This is a genomic window from Pseudomonas entomophila L48 (genome assembly GCF_000026105.1).
Lineage (GTDB): Bacteria > Pseudomonadota > Gammaproteobacteria > Pseudomonadales > Pseudomonadaceae > Aquipseudomonas > Aquipseudomonas entomophila.
Genome location: NC_008027.1, coordinates 3,399,723 through 3,425,744, shown reverse-complemented (window position 1 = coordinate 3,425,744; position 26,022 = coordinate 3,399,723). Strand labels below are relative to the sequence as shown.

Below are 26,022 nucleotides of genomic sequence, written 5' to 3'. Positions count from 1 at the left end.
GCCACCGCTGCCGCCGCCGAATAGCCAATCCCGCGCTTTGCCAGGAGGCCAATCCGCACATTCAGGTGGCCACTGACCTGCATCCAATCTCTTCATTTCAGCCTGTGCGCCGCGGCCGGGATAATGCCCGGGTCAATACCGGAGAACCGATACATGTCCGCAGAAACCTACATGCGCGAGGCACTCGACCTGGCCCGCGCCAACATCCAGGCCGGCGGCCGCCCCTTCGGTGCCGTGCTGGTGTACCAGGGCCGGGTGATCGCCCGCGCCGTCAACGAGATCCACAGCACCCAGGACCCCACCCGCCACGCCGAGATGCAGGCGATCCGCCAGGCGTCCGAGGTTCTGGGGCGGGCACGCCTGGACGGCGCTGAAATCTACGCCAGCGGCCACCCGTGCCCGATGTGCCTGGCGGCGATGCACCTGTGCGGCATCGAGCGCGCCTGGTTCGCCTACGACAACGAGGAGGGCGAGCCCTACGGGCTGTCCACCGCCGCCATCTATGCGCAGATGGCGCGCCCGCCACAGCAGCAGAGCCTGCCGCTGCGGCCACTAAAGCCGGCAGGCGAAACCGGCCTGTACCTTGAGTGGAAACAGGCTGGCCAGGTATGAGAGCGGCACTGAACCTGGTGCTGGTCATGCTGCTGGCGCTGAACCTGCGGCCGATCCTCACCAGCATCGGCCCGTTGCTCGAACCCATGCGCCAGGGCACGGGCCTGGGCTACCAGCAGGCGGCCCTGCTGACCGCGCTGCCGGTGCTGTGCATGGGCTTGGTACCGTTGCTGCAACCCTGGCTGCGGCGTTGGCTGAGCGAACATGGCGGCATGCTCGCGGGCCTCGCGGCCATCGCCGTCGCCTGCCTGTGGCGCCTGCAGCTGGACAGCGCCTGGGCGCTGATCGCCAGCGCCGTGGTCGCCGGCCTGGGGGTGGCCGTGGTCCAGAGCATGATGCCGGGCCTGGTGAACCGCTGGTTCCCCACCCGCCTGGCGGCGACCATGGGCCTGTATTCGGCGGCGTTGATGAGCGGTGGCGGCCTGGCGGCGGTGCTTGGCCCAGGCATCAGTGCGCATTTCGGGCATTGGCAGGCAGGCCTGGGGGTCTGGGCATTGCCCGCCGTGCTGGCGCTGCTGGCCTGGATCGCGCTGCGCCCCCGCCAGGAGGCTCCCGCGCTGGCCGGGGGCGCTGGCGGGCACTGGTTCGGCAACCGCCGCGCTTGGCTGCTGGCGTTGTACTTCGGCCTGATCAACGGCGGCTACACCAGCATGGTGGCCTGGTTGCCGGCCTATCACTTGGAACATGGCGGTACGGCCCAAGGCGGCGGCGAGCTGGTGGGGTTGATGACGATTTTCCAGGTCGTCGGCGCGCTGGGCTTGCCTTTGCTGCTGCGCCGTCTGGTCGATCGCCGGCCGGGGCTTTGGCTGGCGCTGGTGATCCAGTTGTGTGGCTTCCTGGGGCTGTTGCTGGCGCCCGCCAGCGCCATGGGCCTGTGGGTGGCGATGATCGGGCTGGGCCTGGGGGCGTGCTTCAGCCTGAGCCTCACGTTGACCCTGGAACACCTGCGCACGCCGGCCGAGGCGGGCAGCCTGGCGGCCTTCGTGCAGGGTGTGGGGTTCATCGTCACTGGCATCGTGCCGTACATCACCGGCTGGCTGCGGGACGTCAGTGGCGATTTCCAGGCGTCCTGGACCCTGCTCACCTGCACCGTGCTGGCCATGCTGCTGGTGACCGCGCGCTTCGCCCCGCGTGGTTACGCCAGGGCCATCGCTCGCGCTGACGGGGCGGGCACGGTGACAGCGGTCAACTGAGGCGCTGCAAGGTGTCGCGCACCCGATCCAGCGCCGGGTCGATATCCAGCAGCTCGATGGCGCCAAAGCCCAGCAGCAGCCCCGGGCGCACCGGGGCTTCGCTGAAGAACGGCGCCAGCGAGTAGATCCCCACTTCCACCTTGCGTGCCAGGTTGACCAGCAGCTCGACGTCCACGCCGGGGCTGGCCAGGGCGCTCAGGTGAAAGCCGGCGCTGGCGGGGACGGCGCTGAACCACGGCGCCAGGTCGTCGCCCAGGCGGGCGAGGATCCGCTCGCGGCGGGCGCTGTAGATCTCGTGGCAGCGGCGGATGTGCTTGTTCAGGTGGCCCTCGTCGATGAACCGGGCCAGGGCCCACTGTTGCAGGCTCGGGCTATGCCAGTCGGTCAGGTGCTTGGCCACGCAGGCGGCTTGCAGCACGGCGGGCGGCAGCACGGCATAGCCCAGGCGCAGCTCCGGCAGCAAGGTCTTGGAGAAGGTGCCGACATAGGCTACCAGGCCGTGCCGGTCCATGCGTTGCAAGGCTTCGGCGGCCGGGCCCTGGTAGCGGAACTCGCAGTCGTAGTCGTCCTCGATGATCAGCGCGCCCAGTTCGGCGGCCCGGGCCAGCAAATCCTGGCGCCGTCGTTCACCCATGGGCATGCCCAGCGGGAACTGGTGCGACGGGGTGACGTAGATCAGTTGCGTGCCGTCCTCGATCTGGTCGACGCACAGGCCTTCATCATCCACCGGCACCGACTGCAGGCGGGCGCCCAGGGCCAGGAACAGCTGGCGCGCCGGCGGGTAGCCCGGGTCTTCCATCGCTACCTTGCAACCAGGCTCCACCAGGACCCGGGCGATCAGGTCCAGGGCCTGCTGGGCGCCATTGCACACCATCACGTCGGCGGCGCTGCAATGCACGCCGCGGGTGAAGGCGATGTGGTGGGCGATGGCCTCGCGCAGTTCGGGCAGCCCTTGAGGGGAGAAGTGGCGTTCGGTATGGCGCTGGCTGCGGCGCAGCGCGTACTGCATGCAGCTGCGCCACTGGTCGTACGGGAACTGTGCCTTGCTCGACGCACCGCCGACGAAGTCGTAGCGCGACGGGGCCTCCAGTGCCCGGCGGCCCAGCACCGTGGCGCGCTGGCGCCAGCGCTCGAGTGAGCCTACGGCAGCCAGGGGGACGGCTTCGGCGTCGCTCGGGCGAATGGACTGGTGTGGGGTGATGAAGGTGCCGCGGCCGACCACGCCGCTGAGCAGGTTGTCGTAGGTCAGCCGTGAATAGGCTTCGGCCACGGTCTTGCGCGAGACACCCAGTTGCTCGGCCAGCAGGCGTGTGGGCGGCAACTGCGTGCCGGCGGCCAGGTGGCCACTGTCGATGCCGGCACGCAGTTGCTGGTAAAGCTGGTCGGCAAGGCCTTTGCGGCCTTCGAGGCGGATATGCAGTTCCATCGGGGGTGGGTCCGAAGCGCGGGGATGTCCAAGCTTCGGGGTTCACGGCGCAAGCCGCAAGAGGGTCGCGTGATCAGAACCTGGCGGCGCTGACGGTGATGTAGCCCTTCTGTGGCAGGGCGATGCGAATCACCGTTTCGTCGGCGGGTGCCTTGCGCTTCTGCCTGATGCATACGCCATCGACCGCGGCGTCGCGCATGCGTGCCGGGATGGCGCGGCCATGGGGGTCGAAGAAGGCCTCGCTGGCCAGCAGTTCGACGCGCTCGATCAGTTGCCGGGTGTGTTCATCGGTGGCGCAGAAGAAGCGCACACCGGACAGGTGCGGGTTGTCGTCGGGGTTGCTGACTTCGTGGGCCATGAGCTGGCGTAGGGTGTGGCGCAGTTCGCGGGTGGGCTGGTCGTGTCTGGGCATGGTCTGGCCTCGTCTGGAAAGGGCTGGCCATCGGCTGGCCGTAACGTCTCCAGGTCGGATGATGGTGTCGCCCATGGGGGGCGGCAATTACGAAGCGTCCGTGATCGCAGTAGGAAGTTTCCTAAATTACAAGCAGGCATGTGGTCGACGCCTTGATCCGCGTCAGCTCGGCACGACGCTGGTGGCCAGGTACGGGTGTGCTGCACAATCGCACTTTCGCTGTTGCACATTGCCGAGGTCAGCCCCATGAACAGCCACTTCCAGCCCGTCGACCTGAAAAAGGCCTACCGCTTGCTCAACCATGGGCCGACCGTGCTGGTCTCGGCCAGCCACGGCGGTGTCGACAACGTCATGGCCGCCGCCTGGGCCTGCGCCCTGGATTTCGACCCGCCCAAGGTGACCGTGGTCCTCGACAAGGCCACCCGCACCCGCCAACTGGTGGAGGGCAGCGGCTGGTTCGTGCTGCAGGTGCCCAACGCCGCGCAGGCCCGGCTCACGCACCAGGTGGGTAACCATAGCCTGCTCGATCAGCCCGACAAGCTGGCGCGTTTGGGTGTCGGGCTGGCCCGGGTCGAGGGCTACCCGGCACCGTTGGTCAATGGCTGCTCGGCCTGGCTGATGTGCCGGGTAATCGAAGAGCCGCACAACCAGCAGGTCTATGACCTGTTCATTGGCGAAGTGGTCGCGGCCTGGGCCGATGACCGGGTGTTCCGCGACGGGCACTGGGCATACGAGCATGCCGCCCCTGAGTGGCGCAGCCTGCATTATGTGGCGGGTGGGCATTTCTATGCGATCGGCGAGCCGCTGGTGATCGACCAGGGGGATTGAGTCAACACAACATGACACATTGACTTGGCGCGATCACCGGCAACGCCGGTGCCATACACCACGTTGCCCGCATCGCGGCTAAAGCCGCTCCTACAGGTGCAGTGTTTACAGCGCTGCAGCACCTGCCATGGCCACCTGCGCGTCCTGCTCGGGCCTGACCCCGGACACCCCGATCGCCCCCACCACCTGGCCATCCACCCGCAGCGGCACGCCGCCTTCCAGGCTGGTGAGCAGCGGCGCGGTGACGAATGCCGTGCGCCCACCATTGACCATCTGCTCGTAATCACGGGTCTCGCGTCGCCCAAGGGCGGCGCTGCGGGCCTTCTCCACTGCGATATAGGCGCTGGCCGGCGCGCAACCGTCCAGGCGCTCCAGCGCCAGGGGGTGGCCGCCATCGTCGACGATGGCGATGGTCACCGGCCACTGCTGGGCCTGGGCTTCGTGGCGGGCGGCTACCAGCAGGCGGGCGACATCCGCCTGGCCGAGCACTGACTTGCTAAGCATGGGGTACCTCCTGAGCGAGGGCTGCCTCGACGATCTCGATCCAGTGCCGAACGGGCGTGCGTCCGGCGCCGTCGAGGTGCAGCTGGCAGCCGATATTGGCGGTGGCGATGACTTCGGGCTCGCCGCTTTCCAGGGCATCGAGGCGGTTGTCACGCAGTTGGCGCGACAGGGCCGGCTGGGTCAGCGAATAGGTGCCCGCCGAACCGCAGCACAGGTGGCCGTGGGGCACCGGGGTGAGGTGGAAACCAAGGCGGGTCAGCAGACTTTCCACTGCGCCACCCAGCTTGAGGGCATGTTGCAGGGTACAGGGGCAGTGGAAGGCCAGGCGCTGTTCGGCACACAGGTCCAGGCGCTCCAGTGGCTCGGCCTGCAGCACCTGTACCAGGTCGCGGGACAGTGCGCTGACCCGCGCCGCCTTGGCGGCATAGCGCGGGTCCTGCGCCAGCAGGTGGCCGTAGTCGCGCACAAAGGCGCCGCAGCCGCTGGCGGTCTGCACGATGGCTTCGGCGCCGGCCTCGACGGCGGGCCACCAGGCGTCGATATTGTTCCGGGCACGTTGCAGACCCTGCGCCTGGGCGTCCAGGTGATAGTCCACCGCGCCGCAGCAGCCCGCTTCGCGGATAGGCTCGATACTGATGCCCAGACGGTCGAGCAGGCGCGCGGCGGCGGCGTTGGTGTTGGGCGACAGGGCCTGCTGGACGCAGCCTTCGAGCAGCAGCACGCGACGGTCATGGCGCACGGGTGGACGTTGCCCCAAGGCGGCGGTGGCGGGCAGCTTGGCTTTGAGCTCGGCGGGCAACAGTGGGCGCAAGGCCTGGCCGGCACGCAGCAGGGCCTTGAACGCGGCCGGGCGTGGCACTATCGAGCGCAGCGCTCCCCGCAAGAGACGCTGGCCGAAGGGGCGTCGCACTTGCTGGTCGACCACGGCGCGGCCGATGTCGAGCAGGTCGTGGTACTTCACGCCGGACGGGCAGGTCGTCTCGCAGTTGCGACAACTCAGGCAGCGGTCCAGGTGCAACTGGGTGCTGGCAGTGACCGGCGCGCCTTCGAGCACTTGCTTGATCAGGTAGATGCGCCCGCGTGGCCCGTCCAGCTCGTCACCCAGCAATTGGTAGGTGGGGCAGGTGGCGGTGCAGAAGCCGCAATGCACGCAGCTGCGCAGGATGCTTTCGGCTTCTTCGCCCCGGGGCAGTTGCCGGGCGGCGTCGCTCAGGTGGGTTTGCATGGCCTGGCCTCACAGATCCGGGTACAGGCGCCCGGGGTTGAAGATGCCCTGGGGGTCGAATTGCCGTTTCAGCGCCTGGTGGTAGCGCAGCAATGCCGCAGGAAGCGGGGCGGCACTTTGGTCACCGGGAGCATAGGCCGTGGCATGGCCTGCGTACTGGGCGGCCAAGGCGCGGATGACCTGTGCCGGGGCGTCCGACTTGAGCCAGCGCTGGGCACCGCCCCAGTCGAACAACTGCCTCCCGGGCAGCTCGATTTCGGGCGTGGCGTTGGGCAGTGACAGGCGCCAGAGCGGCCTCGGGTCCTGGAAGAACGCCAGGCGTTGTTCGCGCAGGTCGCTCCAGAAACCATTGTTCACCACATCGCCACCCAGGCGTTCGCGGGCCGAACGCACCGAGCCCTCGCCACCTTCCAGACGCAGGTGCAGCGCCTCGCCATCATGGCAGGCGGCACTGATCGGCAATGGCTGCTGGCCCCACTCGCTCAGTTCGGCCAAGGCCTGGCGCACTGGCAACTGCAGGCGCAGGCTGAGGCATTCGCGTGGTCGGGGCAGCACCTTCAGCGACACTTCGGTGAGCAGCCCGAGGCAGCCGTAACTGCCGGCCATCAGGCGCGAGACGTCGAAGCCCGCGACGTTCTTCATCACTTCCCCCCCAAGGCGCAGCAATTTGCCGTGACCACTGATTAAGCGCGTGCCCAGCACCTGGTCGCGCACCGCGCCGGCCCAGGGGCGGCGCGGCCCCGAAAGGCCGGCCGCGACCATGCCGCCGAGGGTGGCATGGGGCCCCAGGTGCGGCGGTTCGCAGGGCAGCATCTGCCCAGCTGCCTGCAAAGCAGTTTCGATTTCCTGCAGCGGCGTGCCGGCGCGGGCCGTCAGCACCAGCTCGGTCGGGTCGTAGCTGACGATTCCACGGTGGCCGCGGGTGTCGATGACTTCGCCGTCGACTGGGCGGCCCAGCATGGCCTTGCTGCCGCCGCCCTGGATACGCAGGGCGGTGCCTCGACTCAACGCCTGGTTGACCTGCTCCAGCAGGTCCTGGCCCATGTCGCGGTCCATGCTCATCAGAACCGCTCCAGGTCGGGGAAGGGCAGTTGCCCGTGGTGCACGTGCAGGGCGCCGAACTCGGCGCAGCGGTGCAGGGTGGGGATGTTCTTGCCGGGGTTGAGCAGGCCTTGCGGGTCGAAGGCTGCCTTGACGCCCTGGAACAGGGTGATTTCATCGGCGTTGAACTGGGCGCACATCTGGTTGATCTTCTCGCGGCCCACGCCATGTTCGCCGGTGATGCTGCCGCCCACCGCCACGCACAGCTCGAGGATCCGCCCACCGAGGGCTTCGGCCCGCTCCAGCTCGCCGGGCAGGTTGGCGTCGAACAGGATCAGTGGGTGCATGTTGCCGTCGCCCGCGTGGAACACATTGGCCACCCGCAACCCATATTCGCTGGAGAGCGCGGCGATGCCCTGCAGCACCTTTGGCAGTTCGCGGCGAGGGATGGTGCCGTCCATGCAGTAATAGTCCGGCGAAATCCGGCCCACCGCCGGGAAGGCGTTCTTGCGCCCGGCCCAGAAGCGCACGCGTTCGGCTTCGTCGCAGGCCAGGCGCACCTCGCGGGCGCCGGCGGCGCGCAGCACGGCGTCGACCCGGGCACAGTCGTCCTGCACGTCGGCCTCGACGCCGTCCAGCTCGCACAGCAGGATCGCCGCGGCGTCCACCGGGTAGCCGGCGTGGATGAAGTCCTCGGCGGCGCGGATCGCCAGGTTGTCCATCATCTCCAGGCCACCGGGGATGATCCCGGCGGCGATGATCTCGGCCACCGCCCGGCCGGCCTGGCCGACATCGTCGAAGCTGGCCAGCAACACCCTGGCGACCAGTGGCCTGGGCAGCAGCTTGACGGTCACCTCGGTGACGATGCCGAGCAGACCTTCGGAACCGGTGAACAGTGCCAGCAGGTCGAAGCCTGGGCTGTCCAGGGTGTCGCCGCCGAGCACCAGGCGTTCGCCTTCGACCGTGAGGATTTCGACCTTGAGCAAGTTGTGCACGGTCAGGCCGTATTTCAGGCAGTGCACGCCCCCAGCGTTTTCCGCCACATTGCCGCCGATTGAACAGGCGATCTGCGAGGACGGGTCGGGGGCGTAGTACAGGCCAAAAGGCGCCGCCGCCTGGGAGATCGCCAGGTTGCGCACACCCGGCTGGAGGCGGGCGAAGCGGCCCTGCGGGTTGATTTCGAGAATGCGGTTGAAGCGCGCCATCACCAGCAGGATGCCCTGGCTCAGGGGCAGCGCGCCGCCGGACAGGCCGGTGCCAGCGCCGCGTGCGACCACCGGCACACCGCGTTGGTGGCACAGGCGCAGCAGGGTCTGCACCTGGTCGAGGCGTTCGGGCAGCACCACCAGCAGCGGTAGCGTGCGGTAGGCCGAGAGGCCGTCGCATTCGTAGGGCTTGAGGTCTTCGACGCGGTGGAGGATCTCCAGGTCGGGCAGGGCGTCGCGCAGGGCGGCCAGCAGCGCTGCCTTGTCCACGCTGGGTAATGGCCCGTCGATGTGCTCGTCGTAGAGGATGTTCATGGGCTCGCTCGGTGGCTTCTTGTCGTTGTCCAGGGGCTTTGGTGGTCACCCTTGCAGCCTGGGCGCGAAAAGCGATTTCGTCGAGTTTTGCGAAATGCGTCTGGACCCTGTTGGAGCCAGCCTTGCTGGCGAATGGCGTTACACGGTGTTGGCTGGCAAGGCTGCGCCTCGCATTCGCCAGCAAGGCTGGCTCCTACAGGTGGGGTTCAGCGCTGGTCCCGAACACTGCAAACCCGATTTCGGCCCGCGCGCTTGGCCTGGTACAACGCGCGGTCCGCTGCTTTCAGGGTGGCGTCGGGCTCGCTGTCGGGCAAGGCTTGCCAGCGGGCCACGCCAAGGGACACGGTAACCCCGCCCACTGGTGCGATGGCGGTATTCTGCACCGCCAGCCGCAGCCGTTCGGCCACGCTCAGGGCCGCTTCCAGGCTGGCCCCTGGCAACAGCATCAGGAACTCCTCGCCCCCGGTGCGGCACAGCACGTCGCCTTCCCGGCAAGCGCCGCGCATCAGCTCGGCCAGGCGGTGCAGCACGGTATCGCCGACGGCATGCCCGTGGCCATCGTTGACCCGCTTGAAATGATCCACATCGAGCACGATGGCGGAAAAATCGCGCCCTTCGGCCTGGAGCAGCGACAAGGCGAACTCCAGCCCGCGGCGGTTGACCAGCCCGGTCAGCGGATCGGTCTGGGCATCGCGGTTGAGCCGGCCGATGCGCTCTTGCAGCAGGTTGAGGCCGAACAACAGGGCGCGCTTGAGCTCGGCGGCCTCGAAGTACCAGGCGCGCATCCGGTGGATGCGCTCGGTGGTGCCGGCGCGGTCCAGGCCCCGGGCCGCTGCGGCCAGTTGCCACAGCGGGCGCACGATGACCAGCGCCAGCCACCAAAGCAGCAGGCAACCGAGCAACGCCAGTGGCGCGGAAATGCCGACCACGCTGAGCACCAGGTGGCGTAGCGGGGCCACCGTCGCCGTCAGTGGCTGCTGCGCCACCACGCCCCAGCCGGTGCTGGGGACCGTGGCGAAGCCGGCGAGCATTTCCACGCCCTGGCTGTTGACGACCCGGCGTGTGCCTTCGTGCAATTCGCCCAACTGGTCGATCAGCGTGTTGCCGGTCACCTGCGTGCCCACGCGCCCAGTCTCGGGGTGATACAGCAGGCGATGGTTGCGGTCGACCACATAGAGGTAGGAGCCATCCTGGTAGTAGTGCTCGCCCAGCAGGCTGGTGAGGATGTTGTGCTCGCGAAGGTACAGGCTACCGCCGACATAGCCCTGGTATTGACCGTTGGCATCGTAGATCGGCTGCGACAGCACCACCACCAGGTTGTTGGCGGCTGACAGAAAGGCCGTCGACACCAGCGTGCGGCGTTCGCGCAGCGCCTCCTGGGCGCCGGGCGAGGTGGACAGGGTGCCGACGAGGTGGCGCAGCGGGGCGGGCGAAATCGCCCGCAGGGTGCCCTGGGCATCGATCAGGAACGTGGAGCTGAAGGCGTTGCTCTGGTGCAGCACGCGTTCGGTCTCTGCTTGCAGGGCGGCGCTGTCTCCTAGTTGGCGGCCCTGCACGTCGGCGCTGAAGGCCAGCTGTTGCAGGGCGTTGCCCAGGAACGTCTCGGTGATCGCGGCCAGCTTGGCGGCATACACGCGGTTGGCTTCCAGCGAGTGGTCGATCAGCAGCTGGCGCTGCACCCGGTAGCTGGCGAAATAGCTGGTCAGCAGCATCACCAGGGCGGTGAGGGCGCAGAGAACGAAGATGAGCGTGCGCAGGTCCAGGCGCAGTCCGTGCTTGGCGTGTGGCAATCCTGGTCTCACTGGCGGGCGAAAAAGGTGATCAACCTTACGCGTAATGGTGGTATTCGGCCATGGGCATCAGCGGCTACGCGATGCAGGAAGAGGCGGATGTGCCGCCTCAAGGCCTGGGTGGGTCAAGGGGCCTGCTCCAGGGATTTCAGTTCGTCCTCCACCTGCCGCATGCGCTCCTCGGCGACGGCCTGCACCTTGGGGTCGTTGGCGCTTTCTCGCATGAAACCGGTCAGCTTGTCGCTCAGGCGCTTGCCTTCGTCGGTCTCGGCCAGCGCCTTGGCCTTGGCCGGGTCGCGGGTCACTTCGACGATGCGGTCGAACTCGGCATCATTGAAATGCGCTTCGCTGTAGAGCTTGAACAGGTCCTGGCGCTGGTCCTCGACGGTCAGGTGCTTGCGCAGGACTTCCTTGATCGTGTCCTCAGGCAACTTGTGGCTGATGGCCAATAGTTCGGCCATGCGCTCGATGTTGTGGTCGTAGGCTTCCTGGAGCGGCAGGTTGGCGAGGATCTTTTCCTCGCGGGAAGGTTTCTGGTCGCAGGCGGCAAGGGCGGCGAGCACCAGCACGGGGAACAGCAGCTTCGACAGGCGCGGCATGGGTCAGCGCTTCGCCGGGTTGCGCAGGCGTACCCAGACAATCGCCGGCAGGCTCATCAACAGCCATTTCAGGTACTGGTTCACGCCGTAGTGCTCGCATGCCACGCCGATGAGCGTGCATGCCACGACCACCGCCACGAACTGGATCATTCGCTGCATCTTCTATTTTCCTTTCGCCACTTCGTTCGGTGCCGGACCACCGGTTTGCACAAGGTGGCGATGGTAAACGATTTTCGCCTCGCACTGCGCGCCTGCCGACCTCCCGAGTCCCTTGGCGCGATCCTCTGGAGGCGGCGCTCCCGGTGTGCCTGCGCTTGCTTTAAACACCCCGCCAAACAGCCGCTGATCAGCCGCGCAGTCCCGAGGAAAACCGCGCCGAACTCCCGATGTTTTTTCCTTTCCCTGTCACCACAAACTGCGAATGTTGGCGCCGTGGACAGGTCTTGAACCCCTCTGGTTCGGGGTATGCGGCCTGTGGCCATGCAATGCGCGACCCACTCAACGTATGAACACGACGATAGGAGATTGCTTCATGTTTAAGCGTACTGTGATCGCCGCCTCCCTGGTGGCTGCTACCCTGGCTTCGGCCCAATCCATGGCCGCCGTTGTCGGTGGCGGTGCCACCTTGCCTGAGCCGCTGTACAACGGCAAAGGCGCCTTGGCCGGCATCCTGCCCGCCGGTTTCACCTATGTCGGTGTCGGCAGCGGCGGCGGCAAGACCGCCTTCCTGTTCAACAACGGCGGTGCGGTCAACCAGGCCGGCGCCAACGTCGAATACGCCGGCAGCGACTCGGTGCTCAGCGCCACCGAGATCAGCGACTACAACGCCGACGCGGCGCGTGGCGGTGCCTGGGGCAAGCTGATCCAGATCCCGTCGGTGGGCACCTCGGTGACCATCCCCTACAAGAAAGCCGGCAACACCACCCTGCAGCTGAGCGGTGCCCAGCTGTGCGCCGCGTTCTCGGGTTCGGCCACCACCTGGGGCCAGTTGCTCAACACCGCTGACAACACCCCGATCACCATCGTCTATCGCTCCGGCAGCAGCGGCACCACCGAGTTGCTGACCCGCTTCCTGAACGATTCCTGCCCGACCCAGTTCAAGGTCAGCAGCACCTTCTCCAGCGCCAAGCTCAGCGCCGTGCCTGCCACCTGGAAAGGCGTTGCCGGCAGCGGCGACGTCATGACCCAGGTCAACGCCACCGACGGCAGCATCGGCTACATCAGCCCTGACTACGTCAACCCGGGTAACAACGCCGTGGTTGCTCGTGTCAGCAAGAACCCGGTAGCCGCCGGCACCGCGCCGCTGCCGACCGCCGCCAACGCCCAGACCGCACTCGGCACCGCCGTGGCCCCGGGCACCTTTGCTGACCGTGTCCAGCCGAGCAAGTGGGTGCCGACCTTCGGCTCCGCCGCGGGTGACCGCCCGGTACCGACCTCCGGCTACCCGATCGTGGGCTACACCAACCTGCTGGTTGGCCAGTGCTACAAGGACGCCGCCGACGCCACCGCCGTGCGTGGCTTCCTGAACGACCTGTACAGCGGCAGCAAGTCGACCCTGATCACCGCCCATACCTTCGTCAATCTGCCGGCCACCTATGCCGCCGAGATCAAGAAGGTGTTCCTGGACAACACCTACGGTGATGGCCTGGACATCAACAACAGCGCGGTGTGCAACGGGATTGGCCGCCTGTAATACGGGGCGCTGAAACCGCCGTCGGTCTTGGCGGGGAGCCGGCAGTGGCCTGTAGGGCACTGCCGGTTTTTGTGCTGGATTTTCGAGGTGTTTGGCGGGGGTTTTGCAGCGCCCTGGAGATCGAGCGCCGCCCGCACGGCGCATCGCGGATGAATCCGCTCCTACATTTGTTGCAACGTGGCCATGACCGGTAGGCCATGGTTGTTTGCCTTGTTTGTACGACGCGGTATTTCGGTTGACGCCTGCCTGTAGGAGCGGATTCATCCGCGATGCGCCGCGCCTGCGGCGCTCGATCTTGCAGGCGCCAAATCCCTCCCGCCGAACACCTCGAAATGCCCCTACCGCAAGCACATGAACTTTGCATGACAAACCTTCGGTCCCCCACCGCCCCAGGCGCCTTAAGGCAAAGCGGCATCACCGCCGCCATCCCCCAGCATAAGGAACCGAAGCGATGTCGCGCGGCATGCCCCAGCCAGCCTCCCCAGCCCCAGCCGTGCAACCGCGTGGCAAGCCTTGCGGCGAACCCCTGCTGCTCAAGCCCCTGGCCCAGGCCATTGCCTTGTTCCTGCTGGCGGGCAGCGCCCAGGCGGGCCAGGCGTTCAGCTCGGCCTGGTTCGCCGCCAAGGGCGCCTCGACCGCGCCGGCCGCAGCCGCGGGAGGCGCTGGCCTGCCGCAACCGGGCTCGCCACCGCCGCTGGCCCAGCAGCAGCGCATCAACCAGCAGTTCCAGCACTCGGTCAACAACCTCAACAACACGGTCGCCGCCATCGCCGCGCAACAGGCGGCACAGGCCAACGGACGAACCCTGGCCCAGATCCAGCCACAGGTGGTGCCCAACGGCCTGGGCGAGGGCGGCCTGAAGGTCGACGAAAATCCGCTGACCCAGGGTTGGCTCAATGCCAAGGCACCCCAGCAGGTCCAGAACGGCGGCAAGACCCAGGTGCGTATCGAGCAGACCGCAGACAAGGCCATCCTCAACTGGGAGACGTTCAACGTCGGCCGCGACACCACGGTGACCTTCGACCAGCAGGCTCAGTGGGCCGTGCTCAACCGGGTCAACGACCCCAATGCCCGCCCCAGCCAGATCCACGGCCAGATCGAAGCCGCCGGCACGGTGATGCTGGTCAACCGCAACGGCGTGGTGTTCAACGGCGCCAGCCAGGTCAACGTGCGCAACCTGGTGGCCGCCGCAGCCCAGGTCAGCGACGAGCAGTTCAGCCAGCGCGGGCTGTATGTCGACAACAGCGCCAGCCAGGCCACCTTCGTCAATGCCGGTGGCAAGGTGGTGGTCGAGCGCGGCGCGCAGATCCACACCCGCGAGCCGGCGACCTCCACCGCGGGCGGCGGCTATGTATTGCTGCTGGGCAGCGAGGTACGTAACGACGGCCAGATCGCCAGCCCCAAGGGGCAGACTACCCTGGCGGCGGGCGACGACTTCTATATTCGTCGGGGGCGCGGCACCGAGGCCAATCAGTTCTCGACCACCCGGGGCAATGAGGTGGCCAGCAGCCTGCGTGGCGACAGCGGCGCAGGCACGGTCGTCAACCGTGGCCTGGTCCAGGCCGCGGGCGGCGATATCACCCTGACCGGCCACCAGGTGCGCCAGGAGGGCGTGGCCCTGGCCAGTACCGCAGTGGACCGTCGTGGCAGTATCCACCTGCTCAACGCGGCCAGCGACAGCACAGGTAGCGTGACCTTCGGCCAGGGCAGCGTGACCGCCGTGCTGCTCGACGACAGCAGCGCCCTGGACAGCCAGCGCGAAGCCTCGCGGGCATTGGTCAATGGCAGCACCGGCAACCTGGCCACGGGCCGTTTCGACAACCTCAGCACGGTCGTCGACCGCCCCGAGCAATCGCGGGTGGAGGCGGTGAGCGGCGGCACCGTGCACTTCCAGGAAGGCTCCCTGACCCTCGCCACGGGCGGGCAGGTGGCGGTCAGCGCGGGCCGCCGCAGCCTGGTGGCGGATGGCGCGGGCATCGACGTGGCCGGCGCCCTGGGCGTCAAGGTGGCGATGGAAAGCAACCTCATCAAGATCAATGTGCAAGGCAACGAACAGCGCGACGCGCCCGGCAATCGCGACAAGGGCGGCCTGATCAACAGCGATGTCTGGGTCGACGTGCGTGAGCTGGTACAGGTCGCCGCCGGGGTCAACGGCTACGCCAGCGACCGCTGGTACACGGCGGGCGGCCTGCTGGAAGTCGGCGGCTACCTGGGCACGCGCAACCACAGCGTCGGTGAGTGGATGGCCCAGGGCGGCACGGTAACCTTCACCGGCCAGGACCTGGTGACCCGCGCGGGGGCCCGGATCAACCTGTCCGGCGGCACCCTGGCCGTGCAGGACGGCGTCATCCGCCAGAGCTGGCTGCGTGGCGAGGATGGCCACCTGTATGAGCTGTCCCGTGCGCCGGGCGACCTGCTGTACACCGGTGTCTACCAGGGTTTCGAGCAGACCAGCGCGCGCTGGAACCAGACCCGTCTGTTCCACAACCCGCTGATCGCCCCGGGGCAGCGTTTCGAACAGGGCTACACCGTGGGCCGCGATGCCGGCAGCCTGGTGGTCGCCACCCAGGCCGCGCTGCTCGATGGCCAACTGGTCGGGGAGACCTGGCGCGACCAGCGCCAGCAGCAGGCCCCCGTGGCCGGGCTGGATGGCTACCAGCAGGCGCATACCGCCCAGGCGCGTGGCGCGCAACTGGTGATTGGCCAGCAGGTGCCGTTGTACCAGGCGTCGAGCAAGGAGCTGGTGCATGGCCTGTACCCGGTGCTGCGCCAGGTATCGCTGCGCGACGGCGCCCGAGGCGACAGCGCGGGCGTGACCTTGCAAGCGCCGCTGGACGAGACCCGGCGTGGTCGCCTAGTGCTGGACACCGGCTTGCTCAACGGTTTCGCCCTGGGTGGCCTGAGCGTGGCCGCCAGCGAACGGGTCGAGGTTGCCGATGCGCTGCGCCTGGCCGATGGCGGGCAGTTGGCGTTGCACGGCACCCAGGTGCAGGTCGACGCCGACCTGGTCGCCCGGGGGGGGACGCTGCGCTTGGGCAACGTGCTTGGCCAACTCAACGCTGGCGCGGTGGTCGACCAGGCGCTGGCAGCGCCGGCGGGGCTGCGGGCGCAGGTGGTCGTCGCAGCGGGTGTACGCCTGGATGCCAGTGGCGTGCGCAGCGACCACGGCGAGGCCAGTGAACGCGCCTGGCGCAATGGCGGCAACCTGGTGCTGCGCAGCACCGGCGACCTGGTGCTGGGCCAGGGCGGCCTGCTCGATGTCTCGGGGGGCTTGGTACGCGGCGATGGCAATCGGCTGCTCGGCGGCAGCGGCGGCAATCTCACCTTGCAGACGGCGTATTTCGACAGCACCGGGAGCAGCGATAGCAACGGCCGATTGCAGCTCGGTGGCGAGCTGCGAGGGTATGGCAACAGCGGGGCCGGCACCCTCGACATCCGCGGTGGCACTGTGCAGATCGGCGGACCGCGCGGCGATACCGCCGGTGTCTATCTCCCCGAGGATTTCTTCGCGCTGGGTTTTGCCCAGTACAACGTGCGGGCCAGTGGCAGCCTGAAGGTGACCGAAGGCAGCCAGGTGCAAGTGATCCGGCCGGTGGAACAGCTGGACGCCGGTGGCGCGGTGTTCGACCAGGCCAAGCTGTGGCTGCCGCCGCTGTTGCAGGAAGACGCCATCAAAGGCCGTTTGGGCCAGCGCGGCGGTGCCAGTCTGAACCTGGCGGCGGGCGATGTGATGCTCAACCAGGCCAAGCGCGAAGCGGCGGCGCTGGTGGTGGGCCGGGGTGCCGCGATCAGTGTCGACCCGCTGCAGTCGATCGCCTTGCGCAGCACTGCGCAACTGACGCTGGACGGCAGCCTGCAAGCACCGGGCGGCGCGGTGAGCCTGTTGCAGGAGCGCCCGCCGCTGGCGGCTTCCGGGATCACCGAGGCGCCCCATCAGCGTTCGATCCACTTGGGTGGCGAGGCGCTGATCGATGTCGGCGGTCGTGCCTACACCGCCATGGACAGCCAAGGGCGGCGCTACGGCCGGGTGGATGCCGGCGGCAGCATCGTCATCGGCGGCAACCTCGACCAGGCCAAGGGCGTCAGTGAGGCGGCCGACCTGTTCGTGGTGCTCGAGCAGGGCTCGCGCCTGCGTGCCGACGGTGCCCAGGCGACCCTGGACATACGCGGCCAGGGGCCGCTGCAGGTCGCCAGCGCGGGTGGCAGCATCAGCCTGGCGTCGAACAACGGCCTGCGCCTGGACGGCGAGTTCAGCGCCGCCTCCGGTGGCCTGGGCGCGGCGGCGGGTAGTCTGGCGGTGGCGCTGGACACCGGGCTTTATCTCAACCGGGCGCTGGTGGATGGATTGGTCGCGCCCCGTGAACTGATACTCGAGCAGCACACCAGCCCGGCCGTGCAAGGGCCGTTGCGCTATGGTCAGGGGCGCTTGAGCATCGAGCGCATCCAGGCCGGCGGATTCGGCAGCCTGGCGCTGCTCAGCGACGGTGTGCTGGCGTTCGCCGGCGATGTCGACCTGGGGCTGGCTCAGGACCTGCGCCTGTACACCGGCTCCCTGGTGCTCGCCGAAGGCGCGGCCAGCGACACCCGGGTGCGCTTGCACGCGCCTTACGTGCGCCTGGCCGGTAGCACGCACCAGAGCAGCGACCTGGCGACGCGCCCCACGGTCAAGGGCGGGCAGTCGCAACGCACCAGCGAGGCGCTGTTGCAGGTCGAGGCCAACCTGCTCGACCTGCGTGATGAGGTCAGCCTGGGCGCCCATGGGCGCCTGAACCTGGCCGCTGGCCAGAGCCTGCCGTTCGACCGTCGCGGTTTCGCCCTGGGGCGCCTGCGCAGCGAAGGCGATATCCGTTTGCTGGGCAGTTCCAACCCGGTCGTTGATCGCGGGCGCTTCACCAGCAACGCCGGCCTTGAACTGCTCGCCGCGCAGATCTATCCGGTCACGGGAGCGTTCGGCGCCATTGCGGCAGGCCTGGACGCAACCTTGCGCATCGGCCGGGTCGGCACCGCCACGCCCGCGGTGCCGCAGTCGGTGTTCGGTCGCGTGCGCCTGGAGGGCGGTACCGTGGAGCAGGGCGGGGTGCTCCGCGCGCCGCTCGGTGAGGTCGCCCTGGGTACCGAGGCACGCAGCGCGGCGGGTGATGTGCAACTGCTGCGCCTGCTGCCGGGCAGCATCACCTCGGTCAGCGCCGCAGGCCTGCTGATGCCTTACGGTGGCACCCTCGACGGGCTGAGCTACCAGTATGGCGGCAAGGCGGTGAGCCTGATCGGGGCGGCGGGCGACACGTCCCACGGCATCATGCTCGGGGCGCGGCAGGTGGATGTGCAGGCCGGGGCGTTGATCGACCTGTCCGGTGGCGGCGAGCTCACCGGCGCGGGCTTCGTCTCGGGGCGCGGTGGCTCCACCGACGCGCGTTATCACCCGCTGGTGCAACTGGACGGCAATGGCCGGCTGCTGTTGCCGTCGTTGGCGAGCAACCCGGTCTACGCCATCGTGCCGGGGCTGGCGCTGGACTATGCGCCCCTGGCCGGTGCCTCCGGCGCGACAGACCCGGCCATCGGCCAGCGGATCACCCTCGACCACGGCGTGCCGGGGCTCGCCGCCGGCACCTATACCTTGCTGCCGGCCAGCTATGCCCTGTTGCCGGGCGCTTACCGCGTCGAACTCAACGGCCTGGCCCAGGCGGGGCCGCAGGCCGACAGCCTGGCGATGCGCAACGGCTCCTGGACCACGTCGGGCAGCCTGTCGGTGGCCAACACCACGCTCCGGCAGCCGCTCGCCAGCCAGGTCATCCTCACCGCCGCCGACACCTTGCGGCGCTATTCCCAGTACAACGAGACCGCCTATGCCCGCTTCGTCGCCGCCGATGCCGCCGCCAAGGGTGTGCCGCGCGCCGCGAGCGAAGCCGATGGCAAATGGCTGACCCTGCGCCTGCGGGCCAACGACGACGCGGCCAGCACCCTGCGCTTTGCAGGGCAGGCCAACTTCGCCGCCGCTGAAGGCGGGCGCCCGGGCAGCGTGACCGTCATGGGCGTCGAGCACCTGGAGATCCTCGGCCCCGGGGCCAGCGGTCGGGCCGACACAGTTGACCTGACGCGAATCCTCGCCAGCGAGCTCAACGCCCTGAAGGCGCCGCGCCTGAGCATCGGGGCCCGCCCGGAAGTGAGCTATGGCCAGGGCGGCAACTTGCTCAGCCTCACCGAAAGCACCACGGCCATCCGCTTGCGCGCCGGCGCCGAGCTGCGGGCGGGCGAGGTGTTCCTTTCGACCAGCAGGAGCGGCGGCGGCATCGTCGTCGAGCAGGGCGCGGCCATCGACACCCTGGGCCAGGGCCGGGTGCCCTACGATGCCAATGACGGTTTCCTCATCGACCCCAGCCAGCATGGCCTGCTGGCGGTATCCAACGGGCGCCTCGATGTCCTGCCGGCGGTGGCCGGGGAGCTCTTCGCGCCAGGCAGCATCCTGATCGGCGATTGCCCCAGCGGGGCCTGCCAGGGCGCCACCCGGCTGTATTCGGAAGGTTCGCTGTTCGCCGCCACCGACAAGCGCTTCAGTTTGGATGAGCAGGTGCGTTTCGGTACCCGGCACCTGGGGCTGGCGGTGGGCCGGATCAACGTCGGTTCCGCCGAGGCCTTGGCGGCTGCGAAGACGGCGGGCACCTTGGGTGAAGGGCTGACCCTGAACCAGAGCGTGCTCGACCGCCTGCTGCGCGGCGACACCCAGGCCGGGGTGCCGGCCCTGGAGACCCTGAGCCTGTCGGCCGCCGACTCGCTGAATTTCTTCGGCACCACCGCCCTGGACACCTACGACCGCCAGACTGGGCAAAATCGCCTGCGTGACCTGATCCTCGGCACCCCGGCGATCTACGGCCATGGCAGCGCCAGCGACCGGGCCACCCTGCGCACCGACAGCCTGATCTGGAACGGCGCACGCCACCTGCCGGGCACCCCCATCGCCGGGGGCGCCGGCAGTGGCGACGGGGTGCTGGATATCCAGGTCGGCAGCCTGGACTTTGGCTATGGCCCCAACAGCCAGTCCCAGGGTAGCGACGACATGGCGCGCCAGGTGCTGGGTTTTACCCGCGTCACCCTGCAGGCCAGCCGCCAGATCAGCGCCAACCACAAGGGCAGCCTGCGCGTCCATCATCAGCGCGGCGCGTTCGTGGACGGCGCCTTCCAGTACAGTGGCGGCGACCTGCTGGTCAGCACCCCGCTGTGGACCGGCGCCGCCGGCTCGGTCAATCGCATTGTCGCGGGTGGCCAGCTGACCGTGATGGGCGGCGGCACGGCCCTGGCCAGCGGTCGTGACAGCCTGGGTGCGGAGCTGGCCTTGAGCGGCCAGCGCCTGTCCATCGACGGCACCTTCAGCCTGCCCAGCGGCAAGCTGACCCTCGAGGCCAACGACGATCTGAACCTGGGCGAGCACGCGCGCATCGACCTGGCAGGCCGTGCCCTGACCTTCAACGACGTGACCCGCTACAGCTGGGGCGGCGACCTGGCGCTGCGCAGCCGCGTCGGTGATATTCGCCAGGCTGCCGGCGCACAGGTCGACCTCAGCGCCAGCAACAACCGCGCCGGGCGCTTGAGCGCGATCGCCCTGGGCGAGCGGGGCGGGCGCGTCGAGCTGCTCGGGCACAACCTTGGCGCCGCCAGTGGCAGCTACAACGCCGGCGGCACCCTGGTGCCCTATGCCCAGGGCGTGGTGGATATCCGCGCCCGGCAACTGGACGACTTCGCTGGCCTCAACCAGCGCCTGAACCGTGACCAGGTGTTCGGCGGCCGAGCGTTCCAGATTCGGCAGGGCGACCTGGTGATCGGCAACGAGCTAAAGGCCCATGACATCAGCGTCTCCCTCGACAATGGCCAACTGACCGTCGCCGGCCGGGTCGATGCCAGCGGCGAGCAGGTCGGCAGCATCCGCCTGGCCGCCAAGCAGGGCCTGACCGTGACCGGCAACGGCCAGCTGGACGCCCATGGCAGCGTGCTGCGGGTCGACAGCCGTGGCGCGATCATCGAGGCGCCGAACCGGGCGTTGATCGAGCTGAACAGTGGCAACGGGCAATTGAACCTCGCCAGCGGGGCGACCTTCGACCTGCGCCATGGCACCACGGCCAGCCCCGGCAGCGGCCCGGGCCAGCATGACGGGCGTGCGCTCGGTACCCTGCAACTGATCGCCCCGCGGTTGGTCAGCGATATTGCCGGCGACATCGCCATCGAGGCCCGTGGGCCGTTGAACATTCTCGGGGCGCGCAGCATCGCGGTGGTGGGCAACCAGCGCTACACCGACGCGCCCACGGGTGGTATAGCGGCCAGCGGCAGGCCGTTCCAGTCCATCGACCAGGCCTACCTCGACGCCAAGCACCAGCGCAGCGAGTTGTTCATCAATGCCTTGCTGGGCAATCGCGAGCTGCTCGACAACCGCCTGGCCGGCCTGAACAACAACCTGTATGCCCAGGCCCTGCACCTGCGTCCGGGGGTGGAGATCGCCACCGTCGACAATCGCACCGACCTGATCGTCCAGGGCGACCTGGACTTGTCCGGCCATCGCTATGCCAGCCTCAACCCAGCCTTCCAGAAAACCCTGGCCTACGGCTCGGGCGAGGTCGGCAACCTGGTGCTGCGTGCCGGCGGCAACCTGGAGATCTACGGCAGCATCAACGACGGCTTCGCGCCGCCGGAGTTCGCCAGCGACGAAGCGCGCATGGATGGCCGTGGCTGGTTGCTGCTGCCGGGCAAGCAGCCCTTCGACAGCGACTTGGTGATCCCACGCAGCGGCGTCGAACTGGCCGAAGGCACCCGCTACCCGGGGGGCAGCGTGCTCAACTTCGACTTGCCATTCGCCGACACTACCTTGCCGGCCAATACTCGCCTGCCCAGCGCGCTGTTCCTGGCGGCGGCGCTGAACCTGCCTGCCGGCACCGTGCTCGACGCGGCAGTCTATGACCAGGCGGGCAACCTGCTGTACGCGGCCGGCACGTTGCTCAAGGACGCGGTCACCCTGGCCCAGGGCAGCCGCCTGGAAGCCGGCAGCCGCCTGCCGGTGGCGGTGGCGGTGCAGGGTGGCACCTGGAACAAGGGCGTCACCTTGCCCGAGGGCGGCCTCGGCCAGCGGGGCGCCTTGCCGTTGGCGGCCGGCTCCCGGCTGCCGGCCGGCACCGAGGTGAAACTGGCCGCAGGCGTCGACCTGATCGAGCTGCGCCCCAGGGTCAATGGCCAGCAGGGCCGCAACTGGGCCCTGGCGCAGATGTTGCCGCAAGGCTCGCAGTCGTGGTCGATGCGCCTGGTGGCCGGTGCCGACCTGGACGCCGCCGACAATCGCCTGACCCGACCGGAACCGGATGCCGGCCTGCTGCGCCTGGCCGACCAGCACTACATCGCCGGCCAGGTCAAGACCGGTGGCGGTGGCCCCGCGCCGGGCACCGGCATGGTCTGGGCGCCGGACAATGGCGCGGGCTTCCCGGCGGGTGAGCCGGTGGCCGAGGACCAGCTGATGTTCTGCGAGCTGGTGCCCGATTGGTGCGTGCCGGCGCCCAAGCCCAAGCCGGGCCTGGTCTGGGCCCCGGACAACGGCGCGGGCTTCCCGGCCGGTGACCCGGTGGCCGAGGACCAGCTGGTGTTCTGCGAACTGGTACCCGATTGGTGCGTGGCCGCGCCGCCGAAGAAGATCATCGTCTGGGCACCCGACAACGGAGCAGGCTTCCCGGCCGGCGACCCGGTGACCGAGGACCAGCTGGTGTTCTGCCAGCTGGTGCCCGACTGGTGCCGCGAAATCGACGACCCCGGACAGCCGAAGCCCGAGCCCGAACGTATCGTGGTCACGCCGACCACCCAGTTGTTCAGCGTGCTGCGTACCGGCACCGGCGACCTGGACCTGATCAGCGCCGGCGACTGGCGCATGGATTCGCTGTTCGGCGTCTACACGGCCGGCACCCAGGCCCCGGCGATGCTCGTCGACGGCCGCGACCCGTACCTGATCGCCCGCGGCCAGCAAGCCGATGGTTCATTGCTGGGCGCACCCGGCGCCACCTATGAGGCCGTGACCGCGCAGAACTTCCGTGCCTGGTACCCCGAACAGGGCGGTAACGTGCGCATCGAGGCAGGCGGCAACCTGACCGGCAACCTGATGGTCGGCAAGCAGGAGGCGGGCGGTGTCCGTCCCCAGCAGGCCACGGCCGCCGTCGGCAGCTGGCTGTGGCGCCAGGGGCAGCGCGAGGCGGGCACGCCGGCCGCCTGGGGCATCAACTTCGGCACCTATGCGCAGAAGCCTGGCGCAGACCCTGTCGACCCGTGGTTGGTCGGCTTCACTGGCATTGGTACCTTGGGCGGCGGCAACCTGGCTGTCTCGGTGGGCGGGGATGCGGGTTTGCTGCAGGCCAGCGGCGCGCAGCTGGCCGATATCGAGCGCAGCCAGGGCCTCAACCTGGTGGTGGCCAGCAGCGGCCGGGTCGCTGCCGATGGCAAGGTGGTGCAGACCGGTGGCGGCGACCTGGACCTGCGCGTGGGTGGCGGCCTCAACCCGGGGCTGGGCGCCGTCGCGGCCGCCAAGGCCAGTACGGACCTGGCCGGCAACCTGGTCAACCTGCGCGGCGCCCTGGGCGTCGAGGCGGCGAGCGTCGGGGTGATCCAGCAGCAATACGGCAGCTACAGCAACTTCCATGATACCCACGAGTCCCGCGCCTACGACCCTTACACCGCCACCCGTGCCAGGGCGCTGGGTGGGTTGGTGCTGACCCCGGGCGACAGCGCGGTGCGCTTGCAGGCGCGCGGCGATGGGGTGGTGCAAGGTGTCGGCGATGCAGGTCGGGTGGCGCAGTACAACACGTTGCCGTTCACCGGCGACGATGGCCGGGCCTACAAGGCCGATGGCTTCAGCTGGTTCTCGCTGTGGCGTGCGGACACCGCGGTCGACCTGCTCAGCGCGGGGGGCAACCTGGTGCCGGTGGTGGCGCCCCACGACAGAAGCGCTGCCAGCGCCAACCTGTCGCTCGATGGCGGGCGCCTTTTCTACCCGACCGCCCTGCGCGCGGTCGCGGCCAATGGCAGCCTGTACTACGGCAGCTCCGCCGCCGACATTGGCATTTTCGAGAGTTCACCCTTCTCATTGATGACCGCGCCGTCGGCCAACGCCGAACTGCAACTGCTGGCCGGCCACTCGATCTACGCCGGTGGCTACGTGATCAGCCAGGCCGGCACCGACAGCACGCCGCTCGCCACCCCGGAGCGCCCGGCGTTCCTGGGCCGCTTGAGCAATGGCCAGACCAAGGCCGGCAACCTGCATGGCGACCTGGCCAGCGAGCGGGGCGCCTACCCGTTGTACACCTATGGCCTGAACACGTACTCGCTCCAGGGGGCGGACCCGCGCGCGCCGTCGCGCTTCTACGCGTTGCAAGGCGACATCGTCGGCCTGAACACCGGCGAACTGATCACCTTCAGCGGCAGCGGCCTGAAGCTGTACCAGGGCGCAGGGCCCACGCGGATCATGGCCGGGCGCGACATCGTCAATGCCGGTGTGCCCCTGGAGGGTCGGCGTAATGCACCGGGTGAACTTGCCCATTTGCGGTTCAGCAGCCAGGGCACGGTGCGGTCTACCGGCAACCTGATCATCCACGGCGACCGCAACGATGTGTCGCTGGTCAGCGCGGGGCGCGATATTCGCCTGAGCACCTTCAACATCGCAGGCCCCGGGCTGCTGGAGGTGGTGGCCGGGCGCAACCTGTTCCAGTCGGGGCAGGGCGTGGGTTCGGCCTACCAGGAAGCGGCGATCAACAGTATCGGCCGGGTCGGCGGTGGTGGCAGCGATGGCGCATCCGTCGCGCTGATCGTTGGTGCCGGCGAGCACGGTCCCGACTACGCTGGCCTGCTGCGCCGCTATCTCGACCCAGCGCGCCTGGCCGACCCGTCGCAACCACTGAGCGGGCAAGCGGACAAGGTCGTGAAGGCCTACGAGCACGCGTTGCAGGCCTGGTTGCGCGAGCGCCATGCCTTCGAAGGTGACGGCGAAGCGGCCCGCGCCTTGTTCGCCACGCTGCCCGCCGAACAGCAGCGCATCTTCGCTCGTCAGGTGTACTTCGCCGAACTGCGCGAGGGTGGGCGCGAGTACAACGACATCGACGGTCCACGCACCGGCAGCTACCTGCGCGGGCGCCAGGCCATCGCCGCGCTGTTCCCCGAGCGCGACGTGGCCGGCAACCCGATCCGCTACACCGGCAACGCCACGTTCTACGGAGGTTCCGGCATCCATACCGACTTCGGTGGCGACATCCAGATGCTGACGCCGGGCGGCCAGCAGGTGTTCGGTATCGAGGGTGAGGCGCCACCGGCCAGCGCGGGGGTGATCACCCAGGGCAGCGGCGATATCCAGCTGTATGCCCAGGGCAGCATCCTGCTCGGTCAGAGCCGCATCATGACCACCTTCGGCGGCTCGATCCTCGGTTGGTCGGCCAGCGGCGACATCAACGCTGGCCGTGGCTCGAAGACCACCGTGGTCTACACCCCGCCCAAGCGCACCTACGACCTGTGGGGCAACGTCGGCCTGGCGCCGAGCGTACCGAGCACGGGTGCAGGTATCGCCACGCTCAATCCGATCGCGGAGGTGCCGCCGGGTGACATCGACCTGATCGCGCCGTTGGGCACCATCGATGCCGGCGAGGCCGGGATCCGCGTGTCGGGCAACGTCAACATCGCCGCGTTGCAGGTGGTCAACGCCGCCAACATCCAGGTCCAGGGCGACGCCAAGGGCATGCCGGTGGTGGCCTCGGTGAACACCGGGGCGATCGCCTCGGCCAGCGCGGCGGCCTCGTCGGCGACCCAGGCAGCGGAGGAGGCCGGCCGCCAGCAGCAGTCGGCGGCCCGGGCGCGGCAGCCGTCGGTGATCACCGTGCAGGTGCTGGGTTTTGGGGGCGAGCGGCTGGTGCCGGGGCAGGACGGGGCAAGCCTGAACCCGCAGTACAACCGCCAGAGCCCGGTGCAGGTGTTGGGCGCCGGGGCGCTGGATGAGCGGGCCAAGGCCCAGCTGACCGAGGAGGAGCGGGGCAACCTGTTGCTTTGATGACACCGTTCCTGTCGCGCCGGGAGCGTAGGAGCGGCTGTAGCCGCGATGCAGGCAACGCGGTGCCTGCTACCCGCTTCGCGGGTGATCGCGGCTAAAGCCGCTCCTACAGAGGGCCTGCCAGATCAATGGGT

Annotated in this window: 14 protein-coding genes; 5 read left to right on the top strand and 9 right to left on the bottom strand. The window is 68.7% G+C overall.

Translation table 11 applies throughout. The annotated features are described in order from the left end of the window. The first annotated feature begins 153 nt into the window (after nucleotides 1-153). Nucleotides 154-612, top strand: coding sequence for a nucleoside deaminase (locus tag PSEEN_RS14760; RefSeq protein ID WP_011534343.1), 459 nt, complete (start codon nucleotides 154-156; stop codon nucleotides 610-612). Then, a complete protein-coding gene (locus PSEEN_RS14755; protein WP_011534342.1) occupies nucleotides 609-1,805 on the top strand; it encodes a cyanate transporter in 1,197 nt (398 codons plus the stop codon). Before PSEEN_RS14760 ends, PSEEN_RS14755 begins: the two co-directional genes overlap by 4 nt. Here the strand turns inward: PSEEN_RS14755 and pdxR are convergent. Continuing rightward, on the bottom strand, nucleotides 1,798-3,231 hold the full coding sequence (gene pdxR, locus PSEEN_RS14750) for a MocR-like pyridoxine biosynthesis transcription factor PdxR (RefSeq protein WP_011534341.1): 1,434 nt from the start codon (nucleotides 3,229-3,231) through the stop codon (nucleotides 1,798-1,800). The two genes, PSEEN_RS14755 and pdxR, sit on opposite strands and share 8 nt — an antisense overlap. 73 nt (nucleotides 3,232-3,304) lie before the next feature. Beyond that, the gene (locus PSEEN_RS14745; RefSeq protein WP_011534340.1) at nucleotides 3,305-3,643 is read right to left on the bottom strand and encodes a hypothetical protein; all 339 of its coding nucleotides are present in this window, start codon (nucleotides 3,641-3,643) and stop codon (nucleotides 3,305-3,307) included. 246 nt (nucleotides 3,644-3,889) lie between these two features. Here PSEEN_RS14745 and PSEEN_RS14740 point away from each other — a divergent pair, with 246 nt between their 5' ends. Continuing rightward, nucleotides 3,890-4,471 (top strand): flavin reductase family protein, encoded by a 582-nt coding sequence (locus PSEEN_RS14740; protein ID WP_011534339.1) that lies wholly within the window; start codon nucleotides 3,890-3,892, stop codon nucleotides 4,469-4,471. 105 nt (nucleotides 4,472-4,576) lie between these two features. Here PSEEN_RS14740 and PSEEN_RS14735 read toward each other — a convergent pair whose 3' ends face one another. The 7 genes from PSEEN_RS14735 to PSEEN_RS26675 all read right to left on the bottom strand — a co-directional run bounded on the left by PSEEN_RS14735 (nucleotide 4,577) and on the right by PSEEN_RS26675 (nucleotide 11,309). Beyond that, complete coding sequence (locus PSEEN_RS14735) at nucleotides 4,577-4,975, bottom strand: heme-binding protein (protein WP_011534338.1); 399 nt, start codon at nucleotides 4,973-4,975, stop codon at nucleotides 4,577-4,579. Further along, nucleotides 4,968-6,200 (bottom strand): glycolate oxidase subunit GlcF, encoded by a 1,233-nt coding sequence (gene glcF, locus PSEEN_RS14730; protein WP_011534337.1) that lies wholly within the window; start codon nucleotides 6,198-6,200, stop codon nucleotides 4,968-4,970. The genes PSEEN_RS14735 and glcF overlap by 8 nt, the downstream gene beginning before the upstream one ends. A 9-nt stretch (nucleotides 6,201-6,209) precedes the next feature. Next, nucleotides 6,210-7,262 carry a glycolate oxidase subunit GlcE gene (glcE, locus tag PSEEN_RS14725; protein WP_011534336.1) on the bottom strand — a complete coding sequence of 351 codons (1,053 nt, stop codon included), beginning with the start codon at nucleotides 7,260-7,262 and terminating at the stop codon, nucleotides 6,210-6,212. Continuing rightward, nucleotides 7,262-8,761 carry a glycolate oxidase subunit GlcD gene (gene glcD / locus PSEEN_RS14720; RefSeq protein WP_011534335.1) on the bottom strand — a complete coding sequence of 500 codons (1,500 nt, stop codon included), beginning with the start codon at nucleotides 8,759-8,761 and terminating at the stop codon, nucleotides 7,262-7,264. The genes glcE and glcD overlap by 1 nt, the downstream gene beginning before the upstream one ends. Before the next feature lie 206 nt (nucleotides 8,762-8,967). Continuing rightward, nucleotides 8,968-10,551: a sensor domain-containing diguanylate cyclase gene (locus PSEEN_RS14715; RefSeq protein WP_044488198.1), complete on the bottom strand. Its 1,584-nt coding sequence runs from the start codon at nucleotides 10,549-10,551 to the stop codon at nucleotides 8,968-8,970. A 125-nt stretch (nucleotides 10,552-10,676) separates the two neighbouring features. Continuing rightward, nucleotides 10,677-11,150: a DUF2059 domain-containing protein gene (locus PSEEN_RS14710; protein ID WP_011534333.1), complete on the bottom strand. Its 474-nt coding sequence runs from the start codon at nucleotides 11,148-11,150 to the stop codon at nucleotides 10,677-10,679. A 3-nt stretch (nucleotides 11,151-11,153) separates the two neighbouring features. Further along, complete coding sequence (locus PSEEN_RS26675; protein WP_158020261.1) at nucleotides 11,154-11,309, bottom strand: hypothetical protein; 156 nt, start codon at nucleotides 11,307-11,309, stop codon at nucleotides 11,154-11,156. 373 nt (nucleotides 11,310-11,682) lie between these two features. Between PSEEN_RS26675 and PSEEN_RS14705 the strand changes: the two genes are divergently transcribed. Together PSEEN_RS14705 and PSEEN_RS14700 are read left to right on the top strand one after the other, a co-directional pair. Continuing rightward, entirely contained in the window at nucleotides 11,683-12,843 is a 1,161-nt protein-coding gene (locus PSEEN_RS14705) for a substrate-binding domain-containing protein (RefSeq protein ID WP_011534331.1), read from the top strand. A gap of 451 nt (nucleotides 12,844-13,294) precedes the next feature. Further along, nucleotides 13,295-25,888, top strand: coding sequence for a filamentous haemagglutinin family protein (locus PSEEN_RS14700; protein WP_011534330.1), 12,594 nt, complete (start codon nucleotides 13,295-13,297; stop codon nucleotides 25,886-25,888). Nucleotides 25,889-26,022 lie beyond the last annotated feature (134 nt).

Bases quoted from the DNA above. Each gene is read 5' to 3' on its own strand.
- PSEEN_RS14760 (WP_011534343.1), top strand. From the start codon at position 154: ATGTCCGCAGAAACCTACATGCGCGAGGCACTCGACCTGGCCCGCGCC.
- PSEEN_RS14755 (WP_011534342.1), top strand. From the start codon at position 609: ATGAGAGCGGCACTGAACCTGGTGCTGGTCATGCTGCTGGCGCTGAAC.
- pdxR (WP_011534341.1), bottom strand. From the start codon at position 3,231: ATGGAACTGCATATCCGCCTCGAAGGCCGCAAAGGCCTTGCCGACCAG.
- PSEEN_RS14745 (WP_011534340.1), bottom strand. From the start codon at position 3,643: ATGCCCAGACACGACCAGCCCACCCGCGAACTGCGCCACACCCTACGC.
- PSEEN_RS14740 (WP_011534339.1), top strand. From the start codon at position 3,890: ATGAACAGCCACTTCCAGCCCGTCGACCTGAAAAAGGCCTACCGCTTG.
- PSEEN_RS14735 (WP_011534338.1), bottom strand. From the start codon at position 4,975: ATGCTTAGCAAGTCAGTGCTCGGCCAGGCGGATGTCGCCCGCCTGCTG.
- glcF (WP_011534337.1), bottom strand. From the start codon at position 6,200: ATGCAAACCCACCTGAGCGACGCCGCCCGGCAACTGCCCCGGGGCGAA.
- glcE (WP_011534336.1), bottom strand. From the start codon at position 7,262: ATGAGCATGGACCGCGACATGGGCCAGGACCTGCTGGAGCAGGTCAAC.
- glcD (WP_011534335.1), bottom strand. From the start codon at position 8,761: ATGAACATCCTCTACGACGAGCACATCGACGGGCCATTACCCAGCGTG.
- PSEEN_RS14710 (WP_011534333.1), bottom strand. From the start codon at position 11,150: ATGCCGCGCCTGTCGAAGCTGCTGTTCCCCGTGCTGGTGCTCGCCGCC.
- PSEEN_RS26675 (WP_158020261.1), bottom strand. From the start codon at position 11,309: ATGCAGCGAATGATCCAGTTCGTGGCGGTGGTCGTGGCATGCACGCTC.
- PSEEN_RS14705 (WP_011534331.1), top strand. From the start codon at position 11,683: ATGTTTAAGCGTACTGTGATCGCCGCCTCCCTGGTGGCTGCTACCCTG.
- PSEEN_RS14700 (WP_011534330.1), top strand. From the start codon at position 13,295: ATGTCGCGCGGCATGCCCCAGCCAGCCTCCCCAGCCCCAGCCGTGCAA.